The organism is Pseudomonas fluorescens (assembly GCF_000968015.1).
Lineage (GTDB): Bacteria > Pseudomonadota > Gammaproteobacteria > Pseudomonadales > Pseudomonadaceae > Aquipseudomonas > Aquipseudomonas fluorescens_W.
This window is the reverse complement of sequence record NZ_LACH01000038.1, coordinates 15,895-42,271: the sequence shown is the minus strand read 5'-3', so window position 1 is coordinate 42,271 and position 26,377 is coordinate 15,895. Positions and strand designations below refer to the sequence as shown.

18 protein-coding genes and 1 pseudogene are annotated in these 26,377 nt (G+C 59.0%); 11 read left to right on the top strand and 8 right to left on the bottom strand.

Annotated features, from left to right (window positions below; genetic code table 11):
• Positions 1 to 249 (bottom strand): annotated as a pseudogene (locus tag VD17_RS32635) (hypothetical protein); the annotation flags it as partial.
• A gap of 387 nt (positions 250 to 636) precedes the next feature.
• Between VD17_RS32635 and VD17_RS17685 the strand changes: the two are divergent.
• Positions 637 to 2,712 (top strand): AsmA family protein, encoded by a 2,076-nt coding sequence (locus VD17_RS17685; protein ID WP_046054903.1) that lies wholly within the window; start codon positions 637 to 639, stop codon positions 2,710 to 2,712.
• A gap of 153 nt (positions 2,713 to 2,865) precedes the next feature.
• Here VD17_RS17685 and VD17_RS17680 read toward each other — a convergent pair whose 3' ends face one another.
• Positions 2,866 to 3,822 carry a LysR substrate-binding domain-containing protein gene (locus VD17_RS17680; RefSeq protein WP_185753172.1) on the bottom strand — a complete coding sequence of 319 codons (957 nt, stop codon included), beginning with the start codon at positions 3,820 to 3,822 and terminating at the stop codon, positions 2,866 to 2,868.
• Positions 3,823 to 3,932: 110 nt separating this feature from the next.
• Here VD17_RS17680 and VD17_RS17675 point away from each other — a divergent pair, with 110 nt between their 5' ends.
• The 3 genes from VD17_RS17675 to VD17_RS17665 all read left to right on the top strand — a co-directional run bounded on the left by VD17_RS17675 (position 3,933) and on the right by VD17_RS17665 (position 5,877).
• Positions 3,933 to 4,571 carry an FMN-dependent NADH-azoreductase gene (locus tag VD17_RS17675; protein ID WP_008157367.1) on the top strand — a complete coding sequence of 213 codons (639 nt, stop codon included), beginning with the start codon at positions 3,933 to 3,935 and terminating at the stop codon, positions 4,569 to 4,571.
• Positions 4,572 to 4,877: a DMT family transporter gene (locus VD17_RS17670; protein ID WP_008157366.1), complete on the top strand. Its 306-nt coding sequence runs from the start codon at positions 4,572 to 4,574 to the stop codon at positions 4,875 to 4,877.
• 109 nt (positions 4,878 to 4,986) lie between these two features.
• Positions 4,987 to 5,877 carry an esterase/lipase family protein gene (locus VD17_RS17665; RefSeq protein ID WP_046054901.1) on the top strand — a complete coding sequence of 297 codons (891 nt, stop codon included), beginning with the start codon at positions 4,987 to 4,989 and terminating at the stop codon, positions 5,875 to 5,877.
• An 89-nt stretch (positions 5,878 to 5,966) separates the two neighbouring features.
• Here the strand turns inward: VD17_RS17665 and VD17_RS17660 are convergent, their stop codons facing one another.
• A complete protein-coding gene (locus VD17_RS17660; protein WP_046054900.1) occupies positions 5,967 to 6,854 on the bottom strand; it encodes a DMT family transporter in 888 nt (295 codons plus the stop codon).
• 96 nt (positions 6,855 to 6,950) lie between these two features.
• Between VD17_RS17660 and VD17_RS17655 the strand changes: the two genes are divergently transcribed.
• The 3 genes from VD17_RS17655 to VD17_RS17645 all read left to right on the top strand — a co-directional run bounded on the left by VD17_RS17655 (position 6,951) and on the right by VD17_RS17645 (position 9,328).
• Positions 6,951 to 7,745: an AraC family transcriptional regulator gene (locus VD17_RS17655; RefSeq protein ID WP_046054899.1), complete on the top strand. Its 795-nt coding sequence runs from the start codon at positions 6,951 to 6,953 to the stop codon at positions 7,743 to 7,745.
• A 64-nt stretch (positions 7,746 to 7,809) separates the two neighbouring features.
• Positions 7,810 to 8,115 (top strand): PsiF family protein, encoded by a 306-nt coding sequence (locus VD17_RS17650; protein WP_033055593.1) that lies wholly within the window; start codon positions 7,810 to 7,812, stop codon positions 8,113 to 8,115.
• A 199-nt stretch (positions 8,116 to 8,314) separates the two neighbouring features.
• A complete protein-coding gene (locus VD17_RS17645) occupies positions 8,315 to 9,328 on the top strand; it encodes an AI-2E family transporter (RefSeq protein ID WP_046054898.1) in 1,014 nt (337 codons plus the stop codon).
• A 132-nt stretch (positions 9,329 to 9,460) separates the two neighbouring features.
• On the opposite strand, the gene VD17_RS17640 is transcribed toward VD17_RS17645, so the two are convergent.
• The gene (locus VD17_RS17640; RefSeq protein WP_046054897.1) at positions 9,461 to 10,735 is read right to left on the bottom strand and encodes an Hsp70 family protein; all 1,275 of its coding nucleotides are present in this window, start codon (positions 10,733 to 10,735) and stop codon (positions 9,461 to 9,463) included.
• Between the two features lie 297 nt (positions 10,736 to 11,032).
• Between VD17_RS17640 and VD17_RS17635 the strand changes: the two genes are divergently transcribed.
• The 4 genes from VD17_RS17635 to VD17_RS17620 all read left to right on the top strand — a co-directional run bounded on the left by VD17_RS17635 (position 11,033) and on the right by VD17_RS17620 (position 23,069).
• Positions 11,033 to 11,980 carry a DnaJ C-terminal domain-containing protein gene (locus VD17_RS17635; protein ID WP_046054896.1) on the top strand — a complete coding sequence of 316 codons (948 nt, stop codon included), beginning with the start codon at positions 11,033 to 11,035 and terminating at the stop codon, positions 11,978 to 11,980.
• A 23-nt stretch (positions 11,981 to 12,003) separates the two neighbouring features.
• A complete protein-coding gene (locus tag VD17_RS17630; RefSeq protein WP_008157348.1) occupies positions 12,004 to 12,309 on the top strand; it encodes a chaperone modulator CbpM in 306 nt (101 codons plus the stop codon).
• Positions 12,310 to 12,669: 360 nt separating this feature from the next.
• Positions 12,670 to 17,490: an NEL-type E3 ubiquitin ligase domain-containing protein gene (locus VD17_RS17625; RefSeq protein ID WP_052962702.1), complete on the top strand. Its 4,821-nt coding sequence runs from the start codon at positions 12,670 to 12,672 to the stop codon at positions 17,488 to 17,490.
• Between the two features lie 422 nt (positions 17,491 to 17,912).
• Complete coding sequence (locus VD17_RS17620) at positions 17,913 to 23,069, top strand: NEL-type E3 ubiquitin ligase domain-containing protein (protein WP_259674568.1); 5,157 nt, start codon at positions 17,913 to 17,915, stop codon at positions 23,067 to 23,069.
• Positions 23,070 to 23,129: 60 nt separating this feature from the next.
• On the opposite strand, the gene ureC is transcribed toward VD17_RS17620, so the two are convergent.
• The 4 genes from ureC to VD17_RS17600 all read right to left on the bottom strand — a co-directional run bounded on the left by ureC (position 23,130) and on the right by VD17_RS17600 (position 26,371).
• The gene (gene ureC / locus VD17_RS17615) at positions 23,130 to 24,830 is read right to left on the bottom strand and encodes an urease subunit alpha (RefSeq protein ID WP_046054894.1); all 1,701 of its coding nucleotides are present in this window, start codon (positions 24,828 to 24,830) and stop codon (positions 23,130 to 23,132) included.
• Between the two features lie 159 nt (positions 24,831 to 24,989).
• Positions 24,990 to 25,298: an urease subunit beta gene (locus VD17_RS17610; protein WP_008011171.1), complete on the bottom strand. Its 309-nt coding sequence runs from the start codon at positions 25,296 to 25,298 to the stop codon at positions 24,990 to 24,992.
• Positions 25,298 to 25,831 (bottom strand): GNAT family N-acetyltransferase, encoded by a 534-nt coding sequence (locus tag VD17_RS17605; protein WP_046054893.1) that lies wholly within the window; start codon positions 25,829 to 25,831, stop codon positions 25,298 to 25,300. Before VD17_RS17605 ends, VD17_RS17610 begins: the two co-directional genes overlap by 1 nt.
• A 6-nt stretch (positions 25,832 to 25,837) precedes the next feature.
• Positions 25,838 to 26,371, bottom strand: a complete 534-nt coding sequence (locus tag VD17_RS17600; protein ID WP_046054892.1) for a GNAT family N-acetyltransferase — start codon at positions 26,369 to 26,371, stop codon at positions 25,838 to 25,840.
• Between the last annotated feature and the right edge of the window lie 6 nt (positions 26,372 to 26,377).

The following is a 26,377-nucleotide window of genomic DNA, read 5'->3' as shown; positions in this document are numbered from 1 at the left end:
GGTTTGGCCTTGTGGAGTGCGATCGGAACCATCAGCAGCCAGGGTTTGGCCTTGTGGAGTACGGTCCGAACCATCCTGGGTGATCAGGCCTTTTTCTTTCAGGCGATCATTACCACCTTCGGCGACGGTTTGGCTGAACACCGAGTGGGTGGATTTCACTTGCGGTGTGGCCTGGTCAGCCGCTGGCAGGGCGAAAGCCGTGCTGGCCAGCATCGAGAGGGTAAGGCTAAACAGTAATTGGCGTTTCATGATTGGGTGCTCCGTAGGAGGGCGATAAAGTGGGTACGAGGGCAATGCTACTCTCGATAAGTCGATATAAAAGTTCATAAACGCAATGGTAATAATCAACGGAATTGATTGTTCCGTGAAACGGCTCTAAATCGGGCGTTTCCGGCGGACGTTTTTGCGCTGAGATGGGTATTTTCCACTCACTTGCGCCTTGCAAAAGTGCGGGTCCGGTAACGCTGGATTGAGGGGGCATCCTGGCGCCGACCGATTATTTGAGCGTTAAGCGGTATTTCTGTTAAACCTGCGCGCCATTTCCCAGTCGTAGACTCCATGGCAGGCCGGTTCTGCCCTAACGTTTCAAACGTGCGTCGCAGTCAGGGCGCTCAGTCGTATCAGGAGCCCTGTGCAATGACGCGCACTCGTAAAGTTTTTGCCTGGACCCTCGCCAGCCTTGTTGTCCTGCTGGTCGCACTGGTTCTGATCATCGCGTTCTTCGATTGGAACCGGATCAAACCATCGCTTAACGCCAAAGTTTCCGAAGAGCTGCACCGCCCGTTCGCCATCAACGGCAACCTCGCGGTGATCTGGCAGCGTGAACCCGACGAGGGCGGCTGGCGCGCGTGGGTGCCGTGGCCGCATGTTGTGGCGGAGGACTTGAGCCTGGGCAACCCGGACTGGTCGAAGACGCCGCAGATGGTCACCCTCAAACGCGTCGAGTTGCGACTCTCGCCCTTGGCCTTGCTGGCGCAGCGCGTGGTGATCCCGCGTATTGACCTGACCGAACCGAATGCTGATCTCCAACGCCTGGCCGATGGGCGCGCTAACTGGGCCTTCAAGTTCGACCCCAAAGACCCGAACGCCGAGCGTTCAAGCTGGGTGGTGGACATCGGTGCGATCGGCTTCGACAAAGGCCACGTCACCCTCGACGACCAAAACCTGAAAACTCAGCTCGACTTGATCATCGACCCGCTGGGCAAACCGATTCCGTTCAGTGACATCGTCGGTGACAAAGCCGCGAAAACCGCGTCGCAGAAGGGCGCTGCGCCGCAGGATTACGCATTCGCGCTGAAGGTCAAAGGCCAATACCACGGCCAGAAACTCGCGGGCGAAGGCAAGATCGGCGGCCTGCTGGCGTTGCAGGACGCGGCCAGACCGTTCCCGCTTCAAGCAAAATTGAAGATCGCCGACACCAGTGTCGAACTGGCCGGCACCCTCACTGATCCACTGAACCTCGGCGCCCTGGACTTGCGCCTGAAACTGGCCGGCACCAGCCTGGGCAATCTCTACCCGCTGACCGGCGTAACCCTGCCGGACACTCCGCCTTACGAGACTGACGGGCATCTGATCGCCAAGCTGCATGAAGCAGATGGCGCGGTGTTCCGTTACGAAGAATTCAACGGCAAGATCGGTCAGAGCGACATCCATGGCAGCCTGGCCTATGTCGCCAGCCAGCCGCGACCGAAACTCAGCGGCTCATTGCTATCCAATCAACTGCTGTTTGCCGACCTGGCCCCGCTGATCGGTGCCGACTCCAACGCCAAACAAAAGGCCCGTGGCGGCGAAAGCAAGCAGCCGGCCGACAAGGTATTGCCGGTCGAAGAGTTCAAAACCGAGCGCTGGCGCGATATGGACGCTGACGTCGAGTTCACCGGCAAGCGCATCGTCCACAGCGAAAAACTGCCGTTCAACGATCTCTACACCCACCTGATACTCACCGACGGCGTGCTCAGCCTTGAACCCCTGCGCTTCGGCGTGGCCGGCGGCACCCTGGATGCTCAGATTCGCCTCAATGGCCGAACCGAACCGCTGGAAGGCCGGGCCAAACTCACCGCACGCAAATTCAAACTCAAGCAGCTGTTCCCGACCTTTGAGCCGATGAAAACCAGTTTCGGCGAGCTCAATGGCGATGCCGACATCACCGGTCGTGGCAACTCGGTGGCCAAACTGCTGGGCACTGCCAATGGCAATCTGAAGATGCTGATCAATGACGGCGCCATCAGCCGCGAACTTATGGAGCTGGCAGGGCTCAACGTCGGCAACTATGTGGTCGGCAAGATCTTTGGCGACAAGGAAGTGAAGATCAACTGCGCTGCCGCCGACTTCGATATCAAGACCGGACTGGCGACCACGCGTCTGTTCGTCTTCGATACCGAAAACGCGATCATCTACATCGATGGCACCGCCAACATGGCGACTGAGCAACTGGACCTGACCATCACCCCGGAATCCAAGGGCTGGCGCTTGATTTCGCTGCGTTCGCCGCTGTACGTGCGGGGCAAGTTCATCAAACCTGATGCGGGTGTGAAGGCTGTGCCGCTGATACTGCGCGGGGCGGGGATGGTGGCGTTGGGTGTGATTGCCGCACCGGCGGCGGGGTTGCTGGCGCTGGTGGCACCGAGCGGTGGCGAACCGAATCAGTGCGCGCCGTTGCTGGAGCAGATGAAGGCCGGCAAGGCGCCAGTCACCGTCAAACCGACCAAGTAATAGGGTGTCTCAAAGGGCCCCATCGCGAGCAAGCTCGCTCCCACAGTGGATCTTCTTTGGCCACACTAATTGTGAGCAACCAAGGGACTAAATGTGGGAGCGAGCTTGCTCGCGATGGCGGTTCAGCAGGCGCTACATATCTTTCAGGATGTCTTACCTTGGAATGCGTTTCCCCGCAGGCGCTGCCGAAGGCCGCGATCTTGGTAATAACCCTGACAACGCTGCTTCCTCCTGCAACCACGCAAAAAACGCCCGGACCGGCGGATGTCGTTCGCGCCCCGGCACGCACAGTGCCGCGTAACCGGCACCATCGACCTGAACCTCACCCTTGTAAGCCACCAGCAAGCCACTGGCCACGCTCTCGGACACCAGAATATTGCTCGCCAACACCAGGCCTTGTCCGGCAATCGCCGCTTGCAGGGCGTAATGCTCTTCGTCGTATTCGCGGATCGCTGGCTTCCCTGCAAGCCAGTTCTCGTTGGCTTGTGCGCACCAGGCCTCCCAGCCGTGGGCATACAGTTTGGAGTTGTGCCAGCGCACGCTGATCAGCGTCGGCGCTCGGCTGGCGGCCAGGGCGACTTGCTCCGGCGAACCATAGACGCCGAAGGATTCGTCGAACAGGCACAGGCCATAAAGGTTCGGGTAATCGTCGAGGCTGTAGCGCAGCACCAGATCGACGCTGGCGTCCTGATGCAAATCGATGACTTCGCAATGGGTATCGAGCCGCAGGCTGATGTTTGGGTGCCGGGCGTAGAACCGACCCAGCCGAGGCACTAGCCACAACGCAGCGAAAGCGGCGGTGGTGGAGATCGTCAGGCTCGCGCCGCTGCGTTGCGGGCGCAAGGTATCGACACTTTGCGCCACTTCCAGCAAGGCACCGTGCAAGCTGTGGAACAGCCGTTCACCGCAGTCCGTCAGGCGAACTTGCCGTGGCAACCGCTCGAATAACGGCACACCGAGCCAGGTCTCCAGCGAACGAATCTGATGGGAAACCGCCGTCGGCGTCACCGAGAGTTCTTCGGCGGCGGCCTTGAAGCTCAGCAGGCGCGAGGCGGATTCAAAGGCGCGCAGGGCGGTCAGCGGCAGCGATGCAAACATTGAAAGCTCCATGGATGAATCCAATTCATCCAGACTGATTTTTGCTCATTTGAAGAGGGGCGGCTAAGCGCTTCAAGCTGCTAGCCACAAGCAGTTTGAGTTTAGTCCTTCAGGAGATTCAGATGAGCACAATTCTTGCCGTACATGCCAGCCCCCGTGGCGACCGTTCTCACTCCCGGCGCTTGGCCGAGGTGTTTCTTTCAGCCTGGCAGGCGGCCAATCCTCAGTCGCACCTGACCCGTCGCGAAGTCGGTCGAGCGTTGATTCCACCGGTCAACGAGGCTTTTGTGGCCGCCGCGTTTTACCCCGAACCCGATGCGCGGCCGCTGTCGATGCAGGCCGACCTGGCGTTCAGCGATGAACTGGTGGGCGAGTTACTCGGTCACGATTTGTTGGTGATTTCCACGCCGATGCACAACTTCAGCGTGCCCAGCGGCCTCAAGGCCTGGATCGATCAGATTGTGCGACTGGGGCTGACCTTCAATCACACCCTGGACAATGGCGTCGCCCAATACGAGCCGCTGGTGCAGGGCAAGAAGGCGTTGATCGTCACCAGTCGCGGTGGATTCGGTTTCGGGCCCGGTGGAGAACTTGAGGCGATGAACCATGCCGATCCGTTGTTGCGCACGGCATTGGGGTTCATCGGCATCACCGACATCACGGTCGTGGCCGCCGAAGGCGAAGAATCCGAGGCGCGCACCTTCCAGATCTCCGCCGCCGAAGCCGAGCAGCGTTTGCGGGCGCTGGCCAGGGAGTTCTAGATGGCCTGGCTGTTTTTGCTGATCGCCGCCGGCTTCGAAGTCACCTTTGCCATGGGCATGAAGTACGCCGAGGGCTTCACCCGGCTCTGGCCGTCGATGATCACCGTGGTGGCCGCGGTGGGCGGGATTTACTTCCTGACCCTGGCCATGCGCGAGTTGCCGGTGAGCATCGCTTACCCGATCTGGACCGCCATCGGCTCACTGGGCACGGTGTTTCTCGGGTTTGCGCTGCTCGGCGAAAGCCTGACGGCGGTCAAACTGGTGTCGGTCGGATTGATCGTGGCGGGGGTGGTGGGACTGAAGTAGGGCGGGATGTCATAGACTGGTCGTCGAGTTGTCATCTTCGATGCCGATGCTTGGCTGATGTCTTGCATTCAGCCTTGCGTTACCTCACCGATCACAAGGACGTTCGCCCATGTCGCAAGGTTCCGCCACGCGTTATCCGTTGGTGTTGGTCCCGGGAATGCTCGGGTTTATCCGTCTACTGATCTATCCGTATTGGTACGGGATTATCTCGGCGTTGCGCCGGGGTGGGGCTTTGGTGTTTGCGGTGCAGGTCTCGCCGCTCAATTCAAACGAGGTACGTGGCGAGCAGTTGCTGGCGCGGATCGAGGAGATTCTGCGGGAAACCGGGGCCGAGAAGGTCAACCTGATCGGCCATAGCCAGGGCTCGCTCACTGCCCGTTACGCCGCTGCCAAACGCCCGGATTGGGTGGCGTCGGTGACGTCGGTGGCAGGGCCCAATCACGGTTCGGAGCTGGCGGATTACCTGCACAAACACTATCCGGGAGACAGCGCCATGGGGCGTTTGCTCAGCGTTTTGCTGCGCTGGATCAGTGCGCTGATGTGCCTGCTGGAAACCGGTTATCGCGGACCGAAATTGCCGGTGGATATCCATGCCTCTCATCATTCCCTGACGACGGAAGGCGTGGCGCTGTTCAACCAGCGTTATCCACAGGGCTTGCCTGAAACCTGGGGCGGGCATGGGCCGGAAGAGGTCAATGGCGTGCGGTATTACTCCTGGTCCGGGACCTTGCAGCCGGGCAGGACCGATCGCGGGCGAAACCTGTTTGATGGGACCAACCGCAGCTGTCGGCTGTTTGCCAGGACCTTCGTTCGAGAGGTCGGGCATTGCGACGGAATGGTCGGGCGTTACAGCTCGCATCTGGGGACAGTGATCGGCGATGAGTATCCGCTGGATCACTTCGACATCGTCAATCAGTCGTTGGGTTGGGTGGGCAAGGGCGCGGAGCCGATCCGGTTGTTTGTCGAGCATGCGGCGCGGCTGAAAGCGGCTGGGGTTTAGACCGCGTTATCGTTCATCGCGGGCAAGCCACGCTCCCACAAGGACGGTGATATCCCTGTGGGAGCGAGCTTGCTCGCGATAGCGTCAGCTCAGGCAACCCTGATCTTGCGGCCCAACACCGTGGTCCAGCGCTCGGAAAGAATCACCCCACCCAACGTCAACACCCCGCCAACCAGGTGATACATCGCCAACTGCTCATGCAGCACCACCGCCGCAATCAGCGCAGTAATCAGCGGCAGCAGATTGAAAAACAACGTGGTCCGGCTCGGCCCCAGGCGCAACACGGCCTGCATCCACGCCAATGGTGCAACCATCGAGGCCAGCAGGCAGGCGTAAAGCACCAGCGGAATGTTTTGCAGCGTCGGGCCGATCTTCGGTGACGCGAGGAACATCGGAAACAGCACCACCACCGCCACCCATACCTGCAAGTACAACAACACCAGCGGCGGCAAACGCAGCTGCCACTTTTTCAGCAGCGTGCTGTAAATCGCGTAGGCCAGGGTGGCGATCAGCATCATCGCGTCACCCAGGTTCACCCCGTGCTCGAGCAGCGCACCCAGGCTGCCGGACGAGACGACCACCAAAACCCCTGCGAGCGACAGCACCGCTCCGACCAGGGCCCCGATGGTCAGGCGCTGGCCGAGACTGATGATCGCCATGGCCAGCGACATCAGTGGCATCAGCGACAGGATGATGCCCATGTTGGTGGCCGAGGTCAGGCTCGCAGCGAAGTACGCCAGGCTTTGGTAAACAGCCATGCCGAGCACACCGAGTACAAAAATCTTGCCCAGGTTCGGGCGGATCGCTGGCCAATGGGCGATCACCGGTTTGAGCATAAAGGGTGTGAACAGCAGTCCGGCAAGCAGCCAGCGGTAAAAGCCGATCTCGGCGGGGAAGATCGCCCCGGCCGACATTTTGGTGATCACGGTGTTGCCGGCCCAAATGAAAATGGCCAGCAGGGGATAAGCGTATTGCATCAGAGAAAACCAGAGCGTTAATGAGGGGTGATTATCGCCTGTCTGGATACAAGCCTATACTTCGATCCAGACAACCTACCCCTGATGACGGACAGCATGAACAGTAAACATATCGATCTGCTCGACTTCAGCGAACTGCCTGCCCCGGTGTACTTCCGTTATGCCGACTTTGATGCGCATCGTTATGCCTCGGCGCACCGTCATCCATGGGGAACGCTGGAGTATTCGGCCCACGGCGTATTGCACATGGAAATCGGCGGCAGCCGCTTCATGTCACCGCCGCAATACGCGGTGTGGGTGCCGCCGCAGACCGAGCACAGCTTCTACAGCCATCAGCCCATCAACTATCGCGCGGTCTGCCTGGCGCCGCCGATGTGCCAGGACCTGCCGCAACAGGCCTGCACCCTGGCCATCAGCGACATCCTCAAAGCGATCCTCAAAGACTTCGCCGCACGCGATGTGAAGATTCCCGAGCTCGACGCTGACAAACGTCTGGCTCAGGTGTTGGTGGATCAGCTGCAGCAGGCGCCAGTGCATGAGTGTTATCTGCCTTACGCCAGCAGCCCCGGCTTGCTCGGGATACTCGAAGCCTTGCAGGCCGAGCCCGGTGATAACCGGCCCTTGGCGGAATGGGCCGCACAGATCCATGTCAGCGAACGCACCCTGGCGCGGCGGTTTGTGCGTGAGTTGGGTATGAGTTTTGGTGAGTGGCGGCAGCGCTTGCGGTTTCTGGCGGCGATCGAAGCGCTGGACAGCCAACGCAGCATTCAGGAGATCGCCTTCGACATGGGCTACAGCACCGGTTCAGCGTTTATCGCGATGTTTCAACGCCAGGCGCAGTGCACACCGGAACAGTATCGACGCAGCCACCTTGAGAGCAGGAAGGTGTAACAGGTGTTGTCTACACTCCAGAGCGAGGCCGTGCTCGTCGGTGCGGCAACAAGGAGAAAACTCCATGAAGATGTTGCGTGTCCCTTTGTTGATGATCGGTTTGCTGCTCTGCGCCCAGGGCTTCGCCGCCACTGAGCAACAGAACAAGATGACCACCTGCAATGCTGACGCTACCGCAAAAACCCTCAAGGGCGATGAACGCAAAGCTTTCATGAGCAATTGCCTCAAAGCGGCACCCGCCGCCGATGCCGCCAAACCCCTGACGCCTCAGCAAGAGAAAATGAAAACCTGCAACGCCGATGCCGCCACTAAGGCTCTCAAGGGTGATGCGCGCAAAACCTTCATGAGCGATTGCCTGAAGAAAAAATAAACAACAGGGTCATGGCGGGGGGAGATTTGCGGCGGCTGTGCTGGCCCCATCGTCGGGCGGCGTTCCGACGATGGGGCCAATAAGGGCACTGAAAAAAGTCGCCAGTGCCCCCACTAAGGTCGACCTACACAATCCCTAGTGCTGGCATCGGAACGCTGGCAGACTGCCAATCCTTTTACGCCGTTCGTTTTGAGGCTGTATGCCAACGTTTTCTCAACGTCACGTCTTGCTAGTCATCAGTTGGGTCATTATTTTCGGCGGTTTGTTGCTGGTGCTACCGCTGCGGTTGTTGCCCAGTCTGCTGGCCGGGCTGCTGGTATTCGAACTGGTCAACATGCTCACCCCGCAACTGCAGCGGCTGATCGAAGGTCGGCGTGCACGCTGGCTGGCGGTGGCGCTGTTGGGAACGCTAGTGGTCAGTGTGTTGACGTTGATCTTTGCCGGAGCCTTCAGCTTTCTGCTGCATGAAGCGGAAAACCCCGGCGCTTCTCTCGACAAGTTCATGGGTGTGGTTGGTCGGGCGCGCGGGCAATTGCCGCCGTTCATCGACGCCTATCTGCCCGCCAGCGCCGCCGAGTTCCGCGTGGCGATTGGCGAGTGGGTGAGCAAGCACCTCAGCGACTTGCAGCTGGTGGGCAAGGACGCGGCGCACATGTTTGTGACGCTGCTGATCGGCATGGTGCTGGGGGCGATCATTGCCTTGCAGCGCGTGCCGGACGTGACCAAGCGCAAGCCATTGGCCGCCGCGCTGTTCGACCGCTTGCACCTGCTGGTCCAGGCGTTTCGCAACATCGTGTTCGCCCAGATCAAGATTTCCCTGCTCAACACCTTCTTCACCGGGATTTTCCTGGCGGTGGTCCTGCCGATGTTCGGGATCAAGCTGCCGCTGACCAAAACCCTGATCGTGCTGACGTTCCTGCTCGGCCTGCTGCCGGTGATCGGCAACCTGATGTCGAACACCCTGATCACCATCGTCGGACTGTCGCTGTCGATCTGGGTGGCCGTGGCGGCGCTGGGTTACCTGATTTTTATCCACAAGCTCGAATACTTTCTCAACGCGCGCATCGTGGGCGGGCAGATCAGTGCCAAGTCGTGGGAGTTGCTGCTGGCGATGCTGGTGTTCGAGGCCGCGTTCGGCCTGCCAGGGGTGGTGGCGGGGCCGATTTATTACGCGTATTTGAAGAGTGAGTTGAAGCAGGTGGGGATGGTTTGATCCAGGAGATGCAGTGCCTGGTCTGACGTCATCGCGAGCAAGCTCGCTCCCACATTTGATCGGCGTTGCCTGAGCGAACGCAGTCTATTGTGGGAGCGAGCTTGCTCGCGATGGGGGCACCCAGGTTTCGGATCAGTCCATCGTGCCGTAGCGCTTCATCGCCTCAATCGCCAAGCCACTGCCAATGCTGCCGAAGATGTTCCCTTCCACATGCCGCGCATTCGGCAACATTGCCGAGACGCTGTTGCGCAGTGCTGGAATCCCGCTCGAACCGCCGGTGAAGAACACCGTATCCACCTGATCGACACGCACGTTGGCGTCGTTCAGCAGCTGGGTGACACTGTTGCGAACGCGCTCCAGCAAGTTGTTGATGGCCGATTCGAACAGTGCCCGGCTCAATTCCACGCTCAAGCCCGGTTCAATGCGGTCCAGCGGCACATGGCGGCTGTCGGCGTGGGTCAGCTGGATCTTGGTTTCTTCCACTTCCATCGCCAGCCAATGGCCGGCGCGCTGGTCGATCAGCTTGAACAGGCGATCGATGCCGCCAGTGTCTTCGATGTCGTAGCGCATGCTGCCCAGCGCCAGGGTCGACTTCTGCGAATACACCGAGTTGATGGTGTGCCAGGTCGCCAGGTTCATGTGGTGGCTGGTCGGCATGTAGGCGCCGCTCTTCATCCGGCTACCGTAGCCGAACAGCGGCATCAGGCCTTGCAGGCTCAGCTGCTTGTCGAAATCGGTCCCGCCGATGTGCACGCCGCCGGTGGCGAGGATGTCGTCGTGACGGTTGTCGTGCATACGTCGTTCAGGGGACAGGCGCACCAGCGAGAAGTCGGATGTACCACCGCCGATGTCGACGATCAGTACCAGCTCTTCTTTTTCGATGGTCGACTCATAGTCGAAGGCCGCCGCAATCGGTTCGTACTGGAACGACACATCCTTGAAGCCGATGGCGCGGGCCACGTCCACCAAGGTGTTTTCGGCTTCCTGGTCGGCCAATTCATCGTCATCGACGAAAAACACCGGACGGCCGAGCACCACTTCATCGAACTCGCGACCGGCGGCGGTTTCGGCGCGCTTCTTCAACTGGCCGATAAACAGTCCGAGCAGGTCCTTGAACGGCATCGCCGTGCCGAGGACGCTGGTGTCGTGCTTGATCAGCTTGGAACCGAGCAGGCTCTTGAGCGAGCGCATCAACCGGCCTTCGTAGCCTTCCAGGTACTCGTGCAGCGCGAGGCGGCCGTACACCGGACGGCGTTCTTCCATGTTGAAGAAGACCACCGACGGCAGGGTGATCTTGTCGTCCTCCAGCGCGATCAGCGTTTCCATGCCGGGGCGCAGCCAGCCGACGGTGGAGTTGGACGTGCCGAAGTCGATACCACAGGCACGGGCTGGAGATGCGTTTTTCATGTCTTTCGAGTTCCGGTTAAAAAACGGCCGCGCAGTGTATGTCAGTGCGGCGCAGATTCGAAGGCCGACTATCCGCTAAATCTCAACGATTAGCGCCTTGATAAGCTGGCCCGATGCCCCAAACTTGTCTGCATCGACCCTGGCAGCCACAGGACGGGCGAAAGAACCGCCGACTGCTGCCGATAAACTTCTGATGCGCGCCCCGGTCACAACCTTGAGATCGGTCAACCTCGCGGCTGCCAATAAGCGCATGCTGCCGGTGGTGGCGCGATTTTGATAACGGATGGTGATCCTTAGATGGACTTCAAAGACTATTACAAGATTCTCGGTGTGGAACCGACCGCGGACGATAAGACGATCAAGGCCGCCTATCGCAAGCTGGCGCGCAAGTATCACCCGGACGTCAGCAAGGAAAAGGACGCCGAGTCCAAATTCAAAGACGCCTCGGAAGCCTATGAAGCGCTGAAAAGCGCCGACAAGCGCGCCGAATACGACGACTTGCGCAAATACGGCCAGCACGGCCAACCGTTCCAGGGCCCGCCGGGTTGGCAGGGTCGTGGTGCAGGCGGTTTCGGCGGTGGTCAGGACACAGGCGATTTTTCGGACTTCTTCAGTTCGATTTTCGGCAACCGTGGCCCTGGTTTTGGTGGTGGACAGTCGGGCCGTAGCGCCGGGCGTCGAGGGCAAGACGTGGAAATGGAACTCGGGATTTTTCTGGAAGAAACCCTCTCGAACGAATCGAAGAAGGTCACCTTCCAGGTGCCGCAGTACAACGCTGCCGGCCAGCATGTCAGCAACACCAGCAAAAGCCTGAACGTGAAGATCCCGGCCGGTGTGACCGACGGCGAGCGCATCCGCCTCAAGGGCCAGGGTGCACCGGGCACGGGTGGCGGGGCCAATGGCGACTTGTTCTTGATCATTCGCTTTGCGCCGCACCCCAAGTTCGACGTCGAAGGCGAAAACCTGATCATTACCTTGCCGTTGGCTCCTTGGGAGTTGGCGTTAGGTACTGAGGTGGCAGTGCCTACACTGACAGGCAAGATCAACCTCAAGATTCCCGCCGGCAGCCAGAACGGCCAGCGCATGCGCGCCAAGGGCCACGGTTTGATGAACAAGGCCGGTCATCGCGGTTATCTGTTTGTGCAACTCAAGGCCGTCATGCCTAAAGCCTCGGACGACGAGGTCAAGGCGTTGTGGCAGGAACTGGCGAAAAAAGCGGCTTTCAACCCCAGAGAAAACTTCTGATCCAAGAGACGGAGTAGCCCATCATGAGCAACCCCCTGATCGTTCAACTGGACATGGCAGAATTCTGTGAGGCGACCGACCTGTCGGACGTCTACGTGATCGAAATCGTCGAACACGGCATCCTCGAACCTCAGGGCGAGCAGCCCAAGGATTGGCGTTTCAACGATTATGAGTTGGCGCTGGCCAAACGTGCCGCGAAGCTGCGGCACGATCTGGAACTGGAATGGGAAGGCGTCGCCCTGGCGCTCGACCTGCTTGAAGAAGTGCAGCAACTGCGCGCCGAGAACCGCATGCTCAAGCAGCGGTTGGCTCGGTTGGTGATCGAGTAGTCGGCCCATGTCCCAAGGCAGTGAGTGAACATCATAACGCCATGATCTGCAGGTAAAACAGCGCGTGGCGAGGGCATAAGTCCAACGGAAAACAAGGGTGTTATATATATATGTTCAACCCTTTAATAGTTGATCTATCACTCTATTGATCGGCAGTCGGTCGAACAGTTTTTTAGTCTTTTATTTCAGGGGGTGCCGCTTAAGCTGATAACTTCTATCGTTATCTTTGGTTGTTACAAAATGTCTGAATTAAAAGGATTGGAAGGCGTTGAACAAGAGCCGGTTAATCCAGTGCCCCATAAAGGCCCTCACCACGAACGTATTGTCCGGGCACTGCCCCGCGCAATAACAGCAGCGTCCATGAGCCGCTTGTTATCACTGGGCATCGCAAGTCCAGCGTTCCCTGATTGGTACATAAATGCGTCCAGCCTCGATCGGCAGCGCCTAAAGGCGCTGGTTGATGAGCGCTGGCGGTTGCAGGCGAAGGTGGATGCCCCTCTGAAAGACTTGCAGCAGGACATTCAGGCGTTTGCCAAACCCCTGCTTTCCTTGCTCATCTGGTCAAATTTCAACTCCGATGCCGACGTCAGCAAGTTGAAGGTAAAGCTGTATGTGCCGGACAGGATTCTGCGGGTGATCGACGGTGGCGCCAGTTATCTGCGTGAATCCACCCTGCTGGAGGCGGCGTTGCATAACTTCGAAGAGCCGGAAACCGCAAACGATTATTTCAGGACCGGTTCCGGTGTGTATTCGAAGAACTTCAGGGGCGAACTGAAACTTGAGAAAGCAATGACGATCACCAAGATCGCCACCCTGTGTCGGCGGTTGAACCTGGGTGCACAGTATCAAACTCATATAAAAAGCATTCTGCTACCGTCCGATCCAAACGCCAGGCAGTTATTGCAAGATAATGCGTTGGCCGCGCAGAAGGCGTCCTTTAACCTGGATGCGTTAACGGCTTACTTGAAAAAAGATATCAGCGAGCATGCGTACAACAAACTTCAACAGGTGCGCGATAACAAAAGCGATATCACCTTTCATGATCAGCCGCTGCACCGGCATCGGCTCTCGCTGATGGGCTTCCCGTTGCACGGCATCGTGTTGTTCAGCGCCTTGAGCCAGCCGTCCCGGCTCAAGCCGCTGGTCGACGCATTGACCCCTGGCGGAGTGAAGTTCTGGAGCGACGGGTCGCAACGCGTGCCAGCGCTGCCGGATAGTTATTACGACAAGTTCAAAGTACTGCAGTCGTTTTTCACCAATGGTCCTTCTGGCGTCCATGAGGACATGCTGCGTCGCGAGGATATTTATCAGCAAAGCCGACTGGATGGACCGGTGATTGCCTACGTGCCGGACGATCCCCTGCATCCGTTGAAAGAGTACAACTCCCTCGCCGACTTCCTGAAAGAACTGCTCAGCCAACTGCGCGAGGCGCAATATCAGGCGTTCTTCAGCCGTTTCGTGAGGCAAAAGGACAAGGGCAAATTCTTTGTCCGGGTCAACGAACGCCTGTCGCGTGTCGTCTGGCAGCAACGCGAGCCGTTGGACATGGGCCCCTGGTGGCGGGAAACCGCAGTCGAAAATCCTGCCGCCGAGCCCATCACCAACCTGATTGCCGGAGATCTGTGGCAATGGTTGTATGTCGACAAACGCGATAAAGCCATCGCCGATGCGCGGGTCATTGCAGTGCCGACCGGCGATGAGGACGCTGCGACACGCTGGAAGCGTCTGACCAGCTACCTGGACATCGGCTGGAATGTGTTCAACTTTGTCGGGATGTTGATTCCGGGCGTGGGTGAAGTGCTGTTGGGCGTGATGGTGGCGCAGATCGCCGATGAACTGCTGGAAGGCATCGAAGACTGGAGCAAGGGCGATCGGGACGAGGCGGCGTCCCATATTAACGGGGCGCTGATCAATTTTGCCCAGTTGGCGCTGATGGGCGCCGGGCACGTACTGCCCCAGGGGGCCGTCGCAGTAAAGCCCAGCGCGCTGATCAACAGCCTCAAACCGGTGGAGCTCCCCGGTGGTAAATCCCGCCTGTGGAAGCCCGACGTCGGACCTTACGAGCACCCGGTGGCGCTGCCGGCCAATGCCGTGCCCAACGACATCGGCCTGTATGAGCACCGCGGCAAGCCGTGGCTGCGGCTGGAGGAAAAGACCTATCAGGTGAGCCAGGACCCGGTGACGGGGCAGCACCGACTGGAACATCCGCAGCGCCGCACGGCCTACAAACCGCGGGTGGAACACAACAACGCCGGCGCCTGGAAGGTCGAGACCGAGCAACCGCTGGAATGGGACGCGAAGCGGTTGATGCGGCGCCTGGGTTACTCGGCGGACGCGTTCAGCGATGCCGAGCTTGCGCAGATCCTGGACATCAGCGGCACACATGAAGGTGTGTTGCGCAAAATGCACGTCGAAAACGAACCCGTGCCGGCGTTGTTGGCCGATACGCTCAGCCGGTTTGACGCCTATAAACAGGCCGAGCGCTTGATCGCTCAGATGAACAGCGATGAGTCTGCAACGGTTACTGCGAGCAGAAAGCGTGTGCTGTTCAATGATCGCTATGCCAGCCAGCACGCGAGCGCAGACCCACAGGTCAATCTGATTAGAAGTCGTTTTTCCGGTATCCCCACCCGTATGGCCGAAGACCTGTTGGCCGGTGCATCGAGTGCGGAGCGCGAACAAATGGCCAAATGGGACTTTGCGGACACTCGACAAACCAAGCCCATCCCGCTGCGTCTGGCAGAGGCATTACGTCACGCTCAACGTGAAGTGCGCCTGTCGCGGGCCTATGAGGGGCTTTATCTGGATGCGCTGCTGACCCAGGACACCGAGCGCCTTGCCCTCAACACCCTGGAAGCATTGCCGGGTTGGCCAGGCAGCTTGCGCATTGAAGTCCGGGAGGGTTCCTTGCACGGGGAGCTGCGCGCCAGTGTCGGGCCCGAGCAGGCCACCGAGCGCAAGGTTCTAATGCGCAAGGACGATGGGCGCTACGAAACGCGTGATGCTGAAGACAACCATTTGCATGGTGACGACGACCTGTATGCGGCATTGCAGCATGCGCTGCCGGATGCCCATCGCAGCGCGTTGGGCCTGCCTCATGTGGGCCAGGGGGCGCAGCTCAAATTGCTGATCAGACGGCATGCCCTGTCACGTACGGCGTTGCGCCAGGTTCTGCAGATGCAGCCGGTCAAGCCCTTTTTCAAGAAGCCGGCGCGTGGGGGCGATGGTCGTTTTGGTTATCCGTTGAGTGGTCGTGGGCAAAACAGGCAAAGATTGCTCGCAGAGCGCCGCGACAGGGTTCGCAGGCTGTACCCCTCTTATGGCAACGCAGACATCGAACTTGTTCTGGCTCAGGCGGCGAATGCGCAGGCTCATCCGACTCTCCCGATGACGATTGATAACTATCTGTTCAATCTTGAGTTTGAGCTGGAAAGCCTGAAAAACGAGGCACAAACCTGGGTGGAAACGCCCAGTACGCACGTCTTGCCCGATGGCCGTACTGAGGTGGTCAGCCAGCAGGACAAACAGCGAGTGGCGGACTTGCTCCGCCAGTGCTGGCAAAGAGTGGACGTACCGGAAGGGGCAGGGGTGGGATTTCACTCCGCAGGCTTGCTCAGCCTGGGTGGTCTGCGGGTTGGCGAGCTGCCGGTGATTTCCAGGGCGCAGTTTTTTCATGTCCCCTCGCTAGACCTCAGCGCTATGGCGCTTGGGGCGGTGCCGGATGCTTTTCTGGAAGCGTTCCCCAGCGTGCGCGAAATAAGCCTGGAGGATAATCGACTGACACGTTTGCCGGCGGAGCTGCGGGAGATGCGCTGGCTCGAGGCGCTTGACGTTTCCAGAAACCAGATTGCGTTAACGCCGCAGACGGTTGCGGTCCTCGAAGAATGTTCTGCATTACAACACCTGTACTTGAGTGATAACCCACTGGGCCGCGTACCTGACTTTCGCCGCATGCCGACATTGCGGCAAATCGACCTGCGCCGCACCGCACTCACCGAGTGGCCGACAGGGCTGGATACCTTGCCGGATCTTCAACGCGTCGATTTGCGCGATAACCTGATCACCCGGGTCGCAGACGACATCCTCAACCCTTCCGAAGAGCATGCAGCCGCTGCCGAGCGGGCATTCAAACGCAGCTCTCTGGACGGTAACCCGCTCACGCCTTCTGCCCTGGATGACTATGCGCAGGCGTGGATGCGCTTTTTCCGGCCGCCCGAAGTGGTGCATGTGCCAATGGCACCGAATGGGGTTCGCGACCCTCTGGTGAATTCCGGTGCGAGGCTTGAGCGCTGGATGCGAGGCATACCGGACAGCGAGCGTGCCATCAGGGAAACGCAATGGCGGCTTGTAGACGATGGTCAGCAAACGTCGGCCGAGTTCTTCACGTTGTTGGAAGACCTGAGGGAAACGGCCGAGTACAGAAATGCTTATCCGGATCTACAGGCGCGAGTGTGGAAGATTCTGGATGCCGCCACGCACTCCGAGGAACTGCGTACCGACTTGTTCCTTCTGGCAGGCGATGTAGAGACTTGTGCCGATGGGGCCAGTTTGATTTTCAGTCGGTTGGAGGTCAGGAACCTCGCCAGCGAAGGTTTGAAGAGCGTCAATGCCGTGCAGGCCAAAGAGGCGCTTTCGATATTGGCAAAAGGACTGTTCAGACTGGATGAAGTCGAGCGAATCGCGCAGCAGGATATCGACGCTCGCCTTCGTGTCATTGCGCAATCAACCGATACCCTCCTGAAGAAAGTTGAACGAGCCTTGCAGGTCGATAGAGTGGAGATCCGACTTGCCTATCGCATCGGCTTGAAGGACCGGCTGGGCTTGCCGGGGCAACCTGGACAGGCCATGTTCACAGGGATTGCCAATGTGACGACGCCGATGCTTGATGCCGCCGAGCAGCGGGTGCTGAATCTGGACAACTCCGCGCAGGAGCTGTTGGCGACCACTCAGCGTGATTTCTGGAGAGCGTTCCTGAAAGACAAATACTCCGATGAACTGCTGCTGGATCAGGGTCCACTGTGGGTGCGTCAGCAAGCGTTGGATGACGTACAACAGGGCATGACGAGTCAGGAATACAAGCTCAAAAGCGACGAACTCAAGAGCGAGTTCAACGCGATGGAGCACGCATTCATTGAGCGCAAGACAAAGGTGGAATTACCCCGATTCAACGCCGGACAGTGAGGCTGCGGCAGGATTGATACGCGTCGCGTTCGAATAAATATAGGTTTTCTTTATAGGCCCCACATATTGCCAATTGTGCAGTGTTTGGGGCTTTTTAATGCTCGTCGGGCGTTAAACAATATCCAATATTGACCCGCTCGTGTTGCAGTAGACGCTGGGTGTTATATATGTATTTTTCGCACTGCAATATTCGAACGTTCACTCTGTTTTTTACGCGGGCGGTCGAGCAGCTTTTTAGACTTTTGTTTTAGACGGTACGATTTAAGCTGTTCGCTCCTATTGTAATAGTTTGGTTGTATCTAATGTCTGAATCAGAATTTAATAGAACTGCTGGTTTGACGGTGATCCGTCCGGGCGTTGATAAAAAACTGCCCCGCGAACTTATTCTCCAGTCACTGCCCCGCGCAATAACGCAAGCGCCAATGAGCCGTCTGTTGTCGCTGGATATTGCAAGTCCAGAATTCCCCGATTGGTACATGGAAATGTCCAGCACCCATCGGCAACAGCTCAAAAAGCTGATTGACGTGCGCTGGCGGTTGCAGGAAAAGGTGGACGCTTCCCTGAAAGACTTGCAGCACGACATTCAGGCGTTTGCCAAGCCTTTGCTGGCCGAGGCGATCCGCTTGAATTTCAACTCAAATGCCGACGTCAGCGAGCTGACGCTGAAGCTGTATGTGCCGGACAGGATTCTCCAGTTCATCGACAGGGGCGCCAGTTATCAGCGCAATGACTCGCTGCTGGAAGCCGCATTGCATAACTTTGAAGCCGCCGAAACCGCTAAGGATTATTTCAGGACGGGCTCCGGTGTGTATTCGATGGATGCCAGAGGGGAGTTGCAGCTAGAACGCACTATGACCGTCGAGAAAGTTACCACTTTATGTCGTAACCTGGACGTGGGTGCGAAGTATCAGGCTCATATAAAAAATATCCTGATGCCGCCCGATCTGAACGCCAGGAAGTTGCTTGAGCGGGACTGGTTGGCGACAGAAAGAGCCAGTTTCAATCTGGCGGCGCTGATGGCGTACGTTAAAAAAGACATCGGAACGTATTCATATAACAGCCTTCAGCGGGTGCACGATGGCGAGCGTGGAATCAACTTCCATGGCCAGCCGCTGCACCCACATCGGTTAACGCTGATGGGCTTTGCGTTGCACGGCATCGTGCTGTTCAGCTCCGTCAGCCAGCCGTCCCGGCTCAAGCCGCTGGTCGACGCATTGACCCCTGACGGAGTGAAGTTCTGGAGCGACTTGTCGCATCGCGCGCCAGTGATGCCAGGGGATCATTACGGGAAGTTCAAACTGCTGCTGTCGTTTTTCACCAACGGTCCTTCCGGCGTCCGGGAGGACATGATGCGTCGCGAGGACCTTTATCAGCAAAGCCGTCTCGACGGCCCGCTGATTGCCTATGTACCGGACGATCCGCTGCACCCCTTGAAAGAGTACAACTCCCTTGCCGACTTTATGAAGGAACTGCTCGGCCAGCTTCGCGATAAGTCTTATCAGGAGTATTTCAGCCGTTTCGTGAGGCAAAAGGACAAAGGACAGTTCTTCGCGCGGGTCAACGAGCGCTTGTCGCGTGTCGTCTGGCAGCAACGCGAGCCGTTCGACATGGGCCCCTGGTGGCGGGAAACCGCGCTCGAAAATCCCAATGCCGAACCGGTCACCAACCTGATTGCCGATGACGTGTGGCAGTGGCTGTGTGTCGACAAACGCGACAAAGCCATTGCCGATGCGCGGGTCATCGCGGTGCCGACAGGGGACGAGGATGAGGCCGCACGGTGGAAGCGCCTGAGTTCTTACCTGAACATCGGCTGGAACGTGTTCAACTTTGTCGGGATGTTGGTGCCCGTGCTGGGGGAAGTCCTGCTGGGGGTGATGGTTGCGCAAATCGTCGATGAGCTGGTGGAAGGCATCGAAGACTGGAGCAAAGGGGATCGGGAAGAGGCCGCGTCTCACATCAACAGTGTGCTGATCAATTCTGCCCAGTTGGCGCTGATGGGGGGCGGTTACGTCCTGCCTCGGGGAGTCAGGACGATCAGGCCCAGCCCCCTGATGGACAATCTCAAAACGGTGGACATGCCCGACGGCAAGACCCGCCTGTGGAAACCCGACATTGCACCTTATGCGCAGCGGGTAGAACTGCCCGCCAATGCCAAACCCAATGCCATCGGCCTGGTTGAGCAGGACGCCAGGCAATGGCTGCCAATGGAGGACAAGCACTACGAGGTGGGCCAGGACCCCGTGACCGGTCAGCATCGGCTGGAACACCCGGAGCGCCCCACGGCTTACAAACCGCGGGTGGAACACAACCACGCTGGCGCCTGGAAGGTCGAAACCGAACAACCGCTGGAATGGGACGCGGAGGGGGTGATGCGACGCATGGACAGCCGACTCGCCAACCACTCCGCGCAAACGCTGGCCAAGATTCAGCGAGTGAGCGGTGTCCATGAAACCGTGCTGCGCAGGCTACATGTCGAACATGAAGCCCCACCCGCGTTGCTGCGCGATACCATCACCCGTTTCGACGCCTACGGCGAGGCGGAACGGTTGCCGCAGCAAATCCTGGCAAATCAGGTGCCCGACGAGATGATTGGCGTTGAAGCGGCCGCCATGGTCGCGTTGCCGCGCTGGCCTGAGAGTCGCGCCATTGAAGTGTTTCAGGCAGAGAATCGCACCGGGCCTTCGGTCAGACACGGCAATGCAATGGCCACTGACCCGATGACGATCAAGATCAGCCGTTCCGAGCTGGCGGCCGGGAAACTGCCAGAGCGGGTGCTTGAGTCGTTGAATGAAGCCGACACGCGCACCCTGCTGGGCTATGAGATCGCACTCGATCAACCGACGCGTATCCAAACGCTGCACCAGCAGATGGCCATGCAGGCAGGCAAACAGAAAAAAAGCCTGTTCGAGGCACTTTATAAAAAACGCGACGTTTCCAGCGATCCACGTGTGCAGCGAGTACTCAATGAGGTTCCGGAGCTGCCGGCCAGCGCTGCTCAGGAACTGCTGGAACAGGCCGAACCGGAAGATCTGCGGCACCTGGCCGAAAAACAGCGCCTCTCGCTGCGTTTGCGCCAACAGGCACGACACATGCGCGACCGGGTGCGATTGAACCGTGCGTATGAGGGCCTATACCTTGAGGAACTGGCCGGTGCCGACTCGCGCAGGCTCGAGCTGGGCTCGCTGGCCAACCTGCCAGGTTGGTCCGACGAGGTGCGCATCGAAATTCGCGAGCTGGGATTCAACGGGAAACTGCATGCCAGCGTGGGGCCGCAAGAGGCGTCCATCCGCAAAGTACTGATTCTTGATGAGGACGGGCGCTACCAGACGCGAGACGCCGAAGATCAGGACCTGCACGGCACCGATGAGCTCTACGCTTCAGTCTTGCACGCCTTGCCGGATGCGCAGCGTGACGCGCTGGGGTATGGCATTCACGATGGCGCACGGCTCAAGGCTGATGTACATCGCTCACCTCTGAGCCATGAGCAGTTCGCCCCGACATTGCTTGAACATCCGATTCGTAAGCCGACTTACGACCCGCAAACCATGAAGCTGCTCGGGGGTATGGACGGTTACCATCGTGCGTCTGGGGAAAGGACTGCACGGCTTCGCGTGCGCAGCCTTTATCCAACGCTCAGCGATGCCGAACTCGATACGTTCATCGAGACCTTGCGCCAGCGAAACACATCGCTGGGCCCACAGATTCACGCGCTTGAGATCGAGTTCGACCAACTGGCTTCAACGCTGGAGCGGTGGGTAAACGGGCCGACCCAGGATTTTCGTTTCGGTCCCAGTGCCGTTGCCGAGTGGCGCGCCAGGAACACCATCGCCGCAAAAATCAGGCGGTGTTGGCAGCGCACCGGCCCCAGGCATATAGATGCGTATGGGAACGTTCTTGGTCAGACGCTGGACCTGAGTAACTTCAATTTGTACCTGCACATCGATCGCATGCCCCAGCTGGAGGCCAACTTCGATCACGTCACACATCTATGGTTACGCAACACAGGGTTATCAAGTATCGAGCAACCGTTTCTTGAGTCCTTTCGCAACGTGCAAACGCTGGACGTGGCGCGTAATTCCCTGACGGCGCTGCCGCAGAGTATTACCCGGATGCCGTACTTGACTGACCTGGACCTCTCGAGAAACCGCATCGTGCTGCGGCCCACGGACGTCGCAATGCTCAGGAACCGTACTCGACTGGCCACTTTAAGTCTGGGTGACAACCCGCTGGGGTTGTTGCCGGACATCAGTCGCATGCCCGATTTGCATACCCTGATATTGTCGGGCACAGGGGCCACTACCTGGCCGCCCGGGACGTTTACCTGGCCACGGTTTCGGCATTTTTTCCTGGATCTGCGCAACAACCCGTTGACGACTATTCCGCGGGTTACTCGGGGGACATGGGACGCCGAGCTGTTGGGGCGTACGTGGCTGAGCCGCGAACCTGGATGGATGTCAGCTGAAAACCTGGAAATTCTCAAAGACTATGTTCGGTCGGCGGGCATGGATCCTGATCGTGCGTACCCGCCCCGAGGTGTGCGCGCCAGCATCGATTGGGAGGCAGGCATGAGCCGGCCTGAGTGGGTAGCGAAGCAAGAGCTCTGGAACGAGGTTGAGGATGAATTCAATTCGACCGATTTTTTCGAAGAGATCGAAATCCTTACCCGGTCTAAAGATTTCACAGCCAGCAGGGCCTATCGGGCCGATTTGACGGCCAAGGTCTGGCGAATGCTGGAGACCATGGCTGAGGACGCCCCGTCAAGACAAAAATTCTTCATGGAAGCCAACGCACGATCTAGCTGCGTCGACGGAGCCACACAGCTTTTCAACGTTCTGGGTGTGGATGTGCTGGTTCAAGAAGCTAAAAAACTGGGCAACAACGGTTTGATCGAAGCCGAGCTGGTGAGCCTGGCAAAGGGCAAGTCGCGGTTGGATGAGCTCGGGAGAATCGCCAGGCGTCATATCGAGGCCCGAGAGGCCGAGGGGGAGCGATTTCGACGTGAAAATGCCGCCGGTGATATCACCGGAACGATTGATGAGGTCGAAGTTCACCTGGCCTTCATGACGGATCTGACAGAACGGCTGGACCTGCCGTGGCAGGCTCGCGGCATGCAGTTTCGCAATATGGCAGGCGTCACCAGTGAAATGATCGAAGATGCCTATCAGAGGATTCTGGGGCTGGAGGAGGGCAATCTGCTGCGTGATTCGATTGCCGAGCAGCCATTCTGGAATTCTTTTGTCGAGAGTTCCAACCGGGCACGCTTCCGAGCTATTGATCGCAAGACAGTTGCCACGACCGAGTTCAAGGAAGCCCTGGATACAAGAGCGCACAGCGCGAATCTGGCACCGGAGGAGAAAGCCGGATTGAAAGAGCAAATCCGCGTCCTGGCCGCTGAACTCGGCCAGCCGGAAAGTGCTATCGCTGCGGGCCAGGTCATGACGGACGAGGCCTATGAGCAAGCGCTGGCCTTGATTCGAAACGAGCGTGAAGCCTTGTTACTGCAACTGACTCAGAACGCCATGGATCGGGCCAAATTGAATCGGGTGGAGATACCTTTCAAGGTCGATGCGGGCAGCTGATCACTGCACGTTCAGCCTCAATGCGAAGGCGTCATGCTTCGCATTGAGGACGCTGATGGCTCAGAACAGAAAGTAACGCTGAGCCATCGGCAGCACATCCGCTGGTTCACACCACAGCAAAACCCCATCGGCCTTGACCTGATAAGTCTGTGGATCGACGTCGATGTTCGGCAGGTAATCGTTGTGTATCAGGTCGGTTTTCTGCACCTCGCGGCAACCTTTGACCACAGCGATTTTCTTTTTCAGACCCAGTGCTTCAGCAAGGCCGGCCTCCTGCGCCGCCTGGCTGATAAAGGTCAGACTGGTGGCATGCAGCGAACCACCGTAGCTGGCAAACATCGGACGGTAATGCACCGGTTGCGGTGTCGGGATCGACGCGTTGGCGTCGCCCATCAGACTGGCCGCGATGGCGCCGCCCTTGAGGATCAGCGTCGGTTTGACGCCGAAGAATGCCGGGCGCCAGAGCACCAGGTCCGCCCATTTACCCACTTCGACCGAGCCCACTTCATGGCTGATGCCGTGGGTGATTGCGGGGTTGATCGTGTACTTGGCTATGTAGCGTTTGGCGCGGAAGTTGTCGTTGCCTTCGCCATCACCGGGCAATGGGCCGCGCTGTTTTTTCATCTTGTCGGCGGTCTGCCAGGTGCGTGTGATCACTTCGCCAACCCGGCCCATGGCCTGGCTGTCGGAGCTGATCATCGAGAACGCACCGAGGTCGTGGAGGATGTCTTCGGCGGCGATGGTTTCGCGGCGGATGCGGCTTTCGGCGAAGGCCACGTCTTCGGCAATGCTTGGGTCCAGGTGATGGCAGACCATCAGCATGTCGAGGTGTTCGTCGATGGTGTTGCGGGTGAACGGCCGGGTCGGGTTGGTGGAACTCGGCAGCACGTTGGCAAAGCCGCAGGCTTTGATGATGTCCGGGGCATGACCGCCACCGGCGCCTTCGGTGTGATAGGTATGGATGGTGCGGCCCTTGAAAGCGGCGAGGGTGGTTTCGACGAAGCCCGATTCGTTGAGCGTGTCGGTATGGATCGCCACTTGTACATCGTACTGGTCGGCGACGTTCAGGCAATTGTCGATGCTCGCCGGGGTGGTGCCCCAGTCTTCGTGCAACTTCAGCCCGATGGCGCCGGCCTTGACCTGCTCGATCAACGGCTCCGGCAAACTGGCGTTGCCCTTGCCGGTGAGGCCAATGTTCATTGGAAACGCATCGGCAGCCTGGAGCATCCGCGCCAAGTGCCACGGTCCGGACGTGCAGGTGGTTGCATTGGTGCCCGTGGCCGGGCCGGTGCCACCGCCGATCATGGTGGTGACGCCGCTCATCAATGCTTCTTCGATCTGCTGTGGGCAGATGAAATGGATGTGCGTGTCGATGCCGCCCGCGGTGAGGATCATGCCTTCACCGGCGATCACTTCGGTGCTGGCACCGACCGCGATGGTCACGTTCGGCTGGATGTCCGGGTTGCCGGCCTTGCCGATGGCGGCGATGCGGCCGTCCTTGAGGCCAACGTCGGCCTTGACGATGCCCCAGTGGTCGATGATCAGCGCGTTGGTGATCAGCGTGTCGACGACCTCTGCAGCGAGTAATTGGCTTTGGCCCTGGCCGTCGCGGATGACTTTGCCGCCGCCGAACTTCACTTCTTCACCGTAGGTGGTGAAGTCTTTTTCCACTTCGATCCACAGCTCGGTGTCGGCCAGGCGGACCTTGTCACCGACGGTGGGGCCGAACATGTCGGCGTAGGCCTGACGGGAAATCTTCATTCGTTCGCCTTGAGATTCAATTGAATTTGAGACCGCTCGCGTCGCTCGCTATCGCAGCCTCGCTCCGCTCGACAGCTCCTACAGGGGGATCGTGTTCCCCGTCTATCGCGTTTTCCTGTAGGAGCTGTCGAGCGAAGCGAGGCTGCGATCTTTTGATCTTTAATCGAGGTCACCCATGATCCTGCCGGCAAACCCGAACACCCGGCGATGCCCGGCCAGGTCTACCAATTCGACCTCGCGGCTCTGCCCCGGCTCGAAGCGCACGGCGGTGCCGGCGGGGATGTTCAGGCGCATGCCACGGCTGGCGGCACGGTCGAACGTCAGCGCATCGTTGGTTTCGAAGAAGTGGTAATGCGAGCCGACCTGGATCGGGCGGTCGCCGCTGTTGGCCACTTTCAGGCTGAGGGTGCGACGGCCAACGTTGAGTTCGATATCGCCGGGCTGAATCTGGTATTCACCAGGAATCATCAATGGGCTCCTTGGAGAATCTTGTAGTAGAGGGCAGTCGGTTTGTAGCGACCGCTCGGGTCGCAGGCATAGTCGGGAATTTCACCGGCCTTGGTGTAACCCAGGGCCTTATAGAAATCTTCGGCGGGGGAGCCGGCCTCGGTGTCGAGGTAGAGCATGCCGCGCTTGTGCTGGAGGGCGGCCGCTTCCAGCGCACTCATCAACTGTTGGCCCAGACCCCGGCGACGCGCATGTTCACGCACCAGCAGTTTTTGCACTTCGGCGCGGTTCAGGCCATTGGCTTTCTGGCACAGGGTCAGTTGCACACTGGCCTGCACTTGTTCGTCCTTGACCACCACCCACAGCAGCACGTTGCCCTTGTTCAGGTTGTCCTGGACATCATCGAAATAGGCTCGGGCCTGGGTGGCGTCCAGATTGGCCATGAACCCGACGCTGGCGCCATAGCCGACGGCGTCGAGCAGCAGATCAATCAAGCCCTGACGATAGTGCGCAAAGCTTTCAACATTGACGCGGCGCAGTTGGGCGGCGTTCATGGCAAATTACTCCTTGTTGGCGCTCGGCGGTTCCGCGCCTGGATTGAGGGTCAGTTGCATAAAGGTCAGGTCCAGCCAGCGACCGAACTTGGTGCCCACCTGAGGCATCTGGCCGGTCGTCACGAAACCGGCTCGTTCATGCAGGCGAACAGAAGCGGCGTTACCGCTTTCGATGGCGGCGACCATCACGTGTTTGTCGCAGCCTTTGGCGCGCTCGATCAACGCTGTCATCAATTGTGGGCCGAGACCATTGCCACGCTGGTCGCTGCGCACGTAAACCGAATGCTCGACGGTATGGCGAAACCCGTCGAACGGCCGCCAGTCACCGAATGAAGCGTAGCCCAGCACCGTGTTATCGCCGTCAACGATCACCAGAATGGGATAACCCTGGGATTGCCGTGCACTGAACCAGGCCTGGCGGTTGCCCAGGTCGACCGCCTGTTCGTTCCAGATGGCCGTGGTGTTGAGCACGGCATCGTTGTAGATGTCGCGGATCGCCGGCAAGTCGGCGTGCGCTGCATCGCGGATGTGGTAAGTCATGGCGCG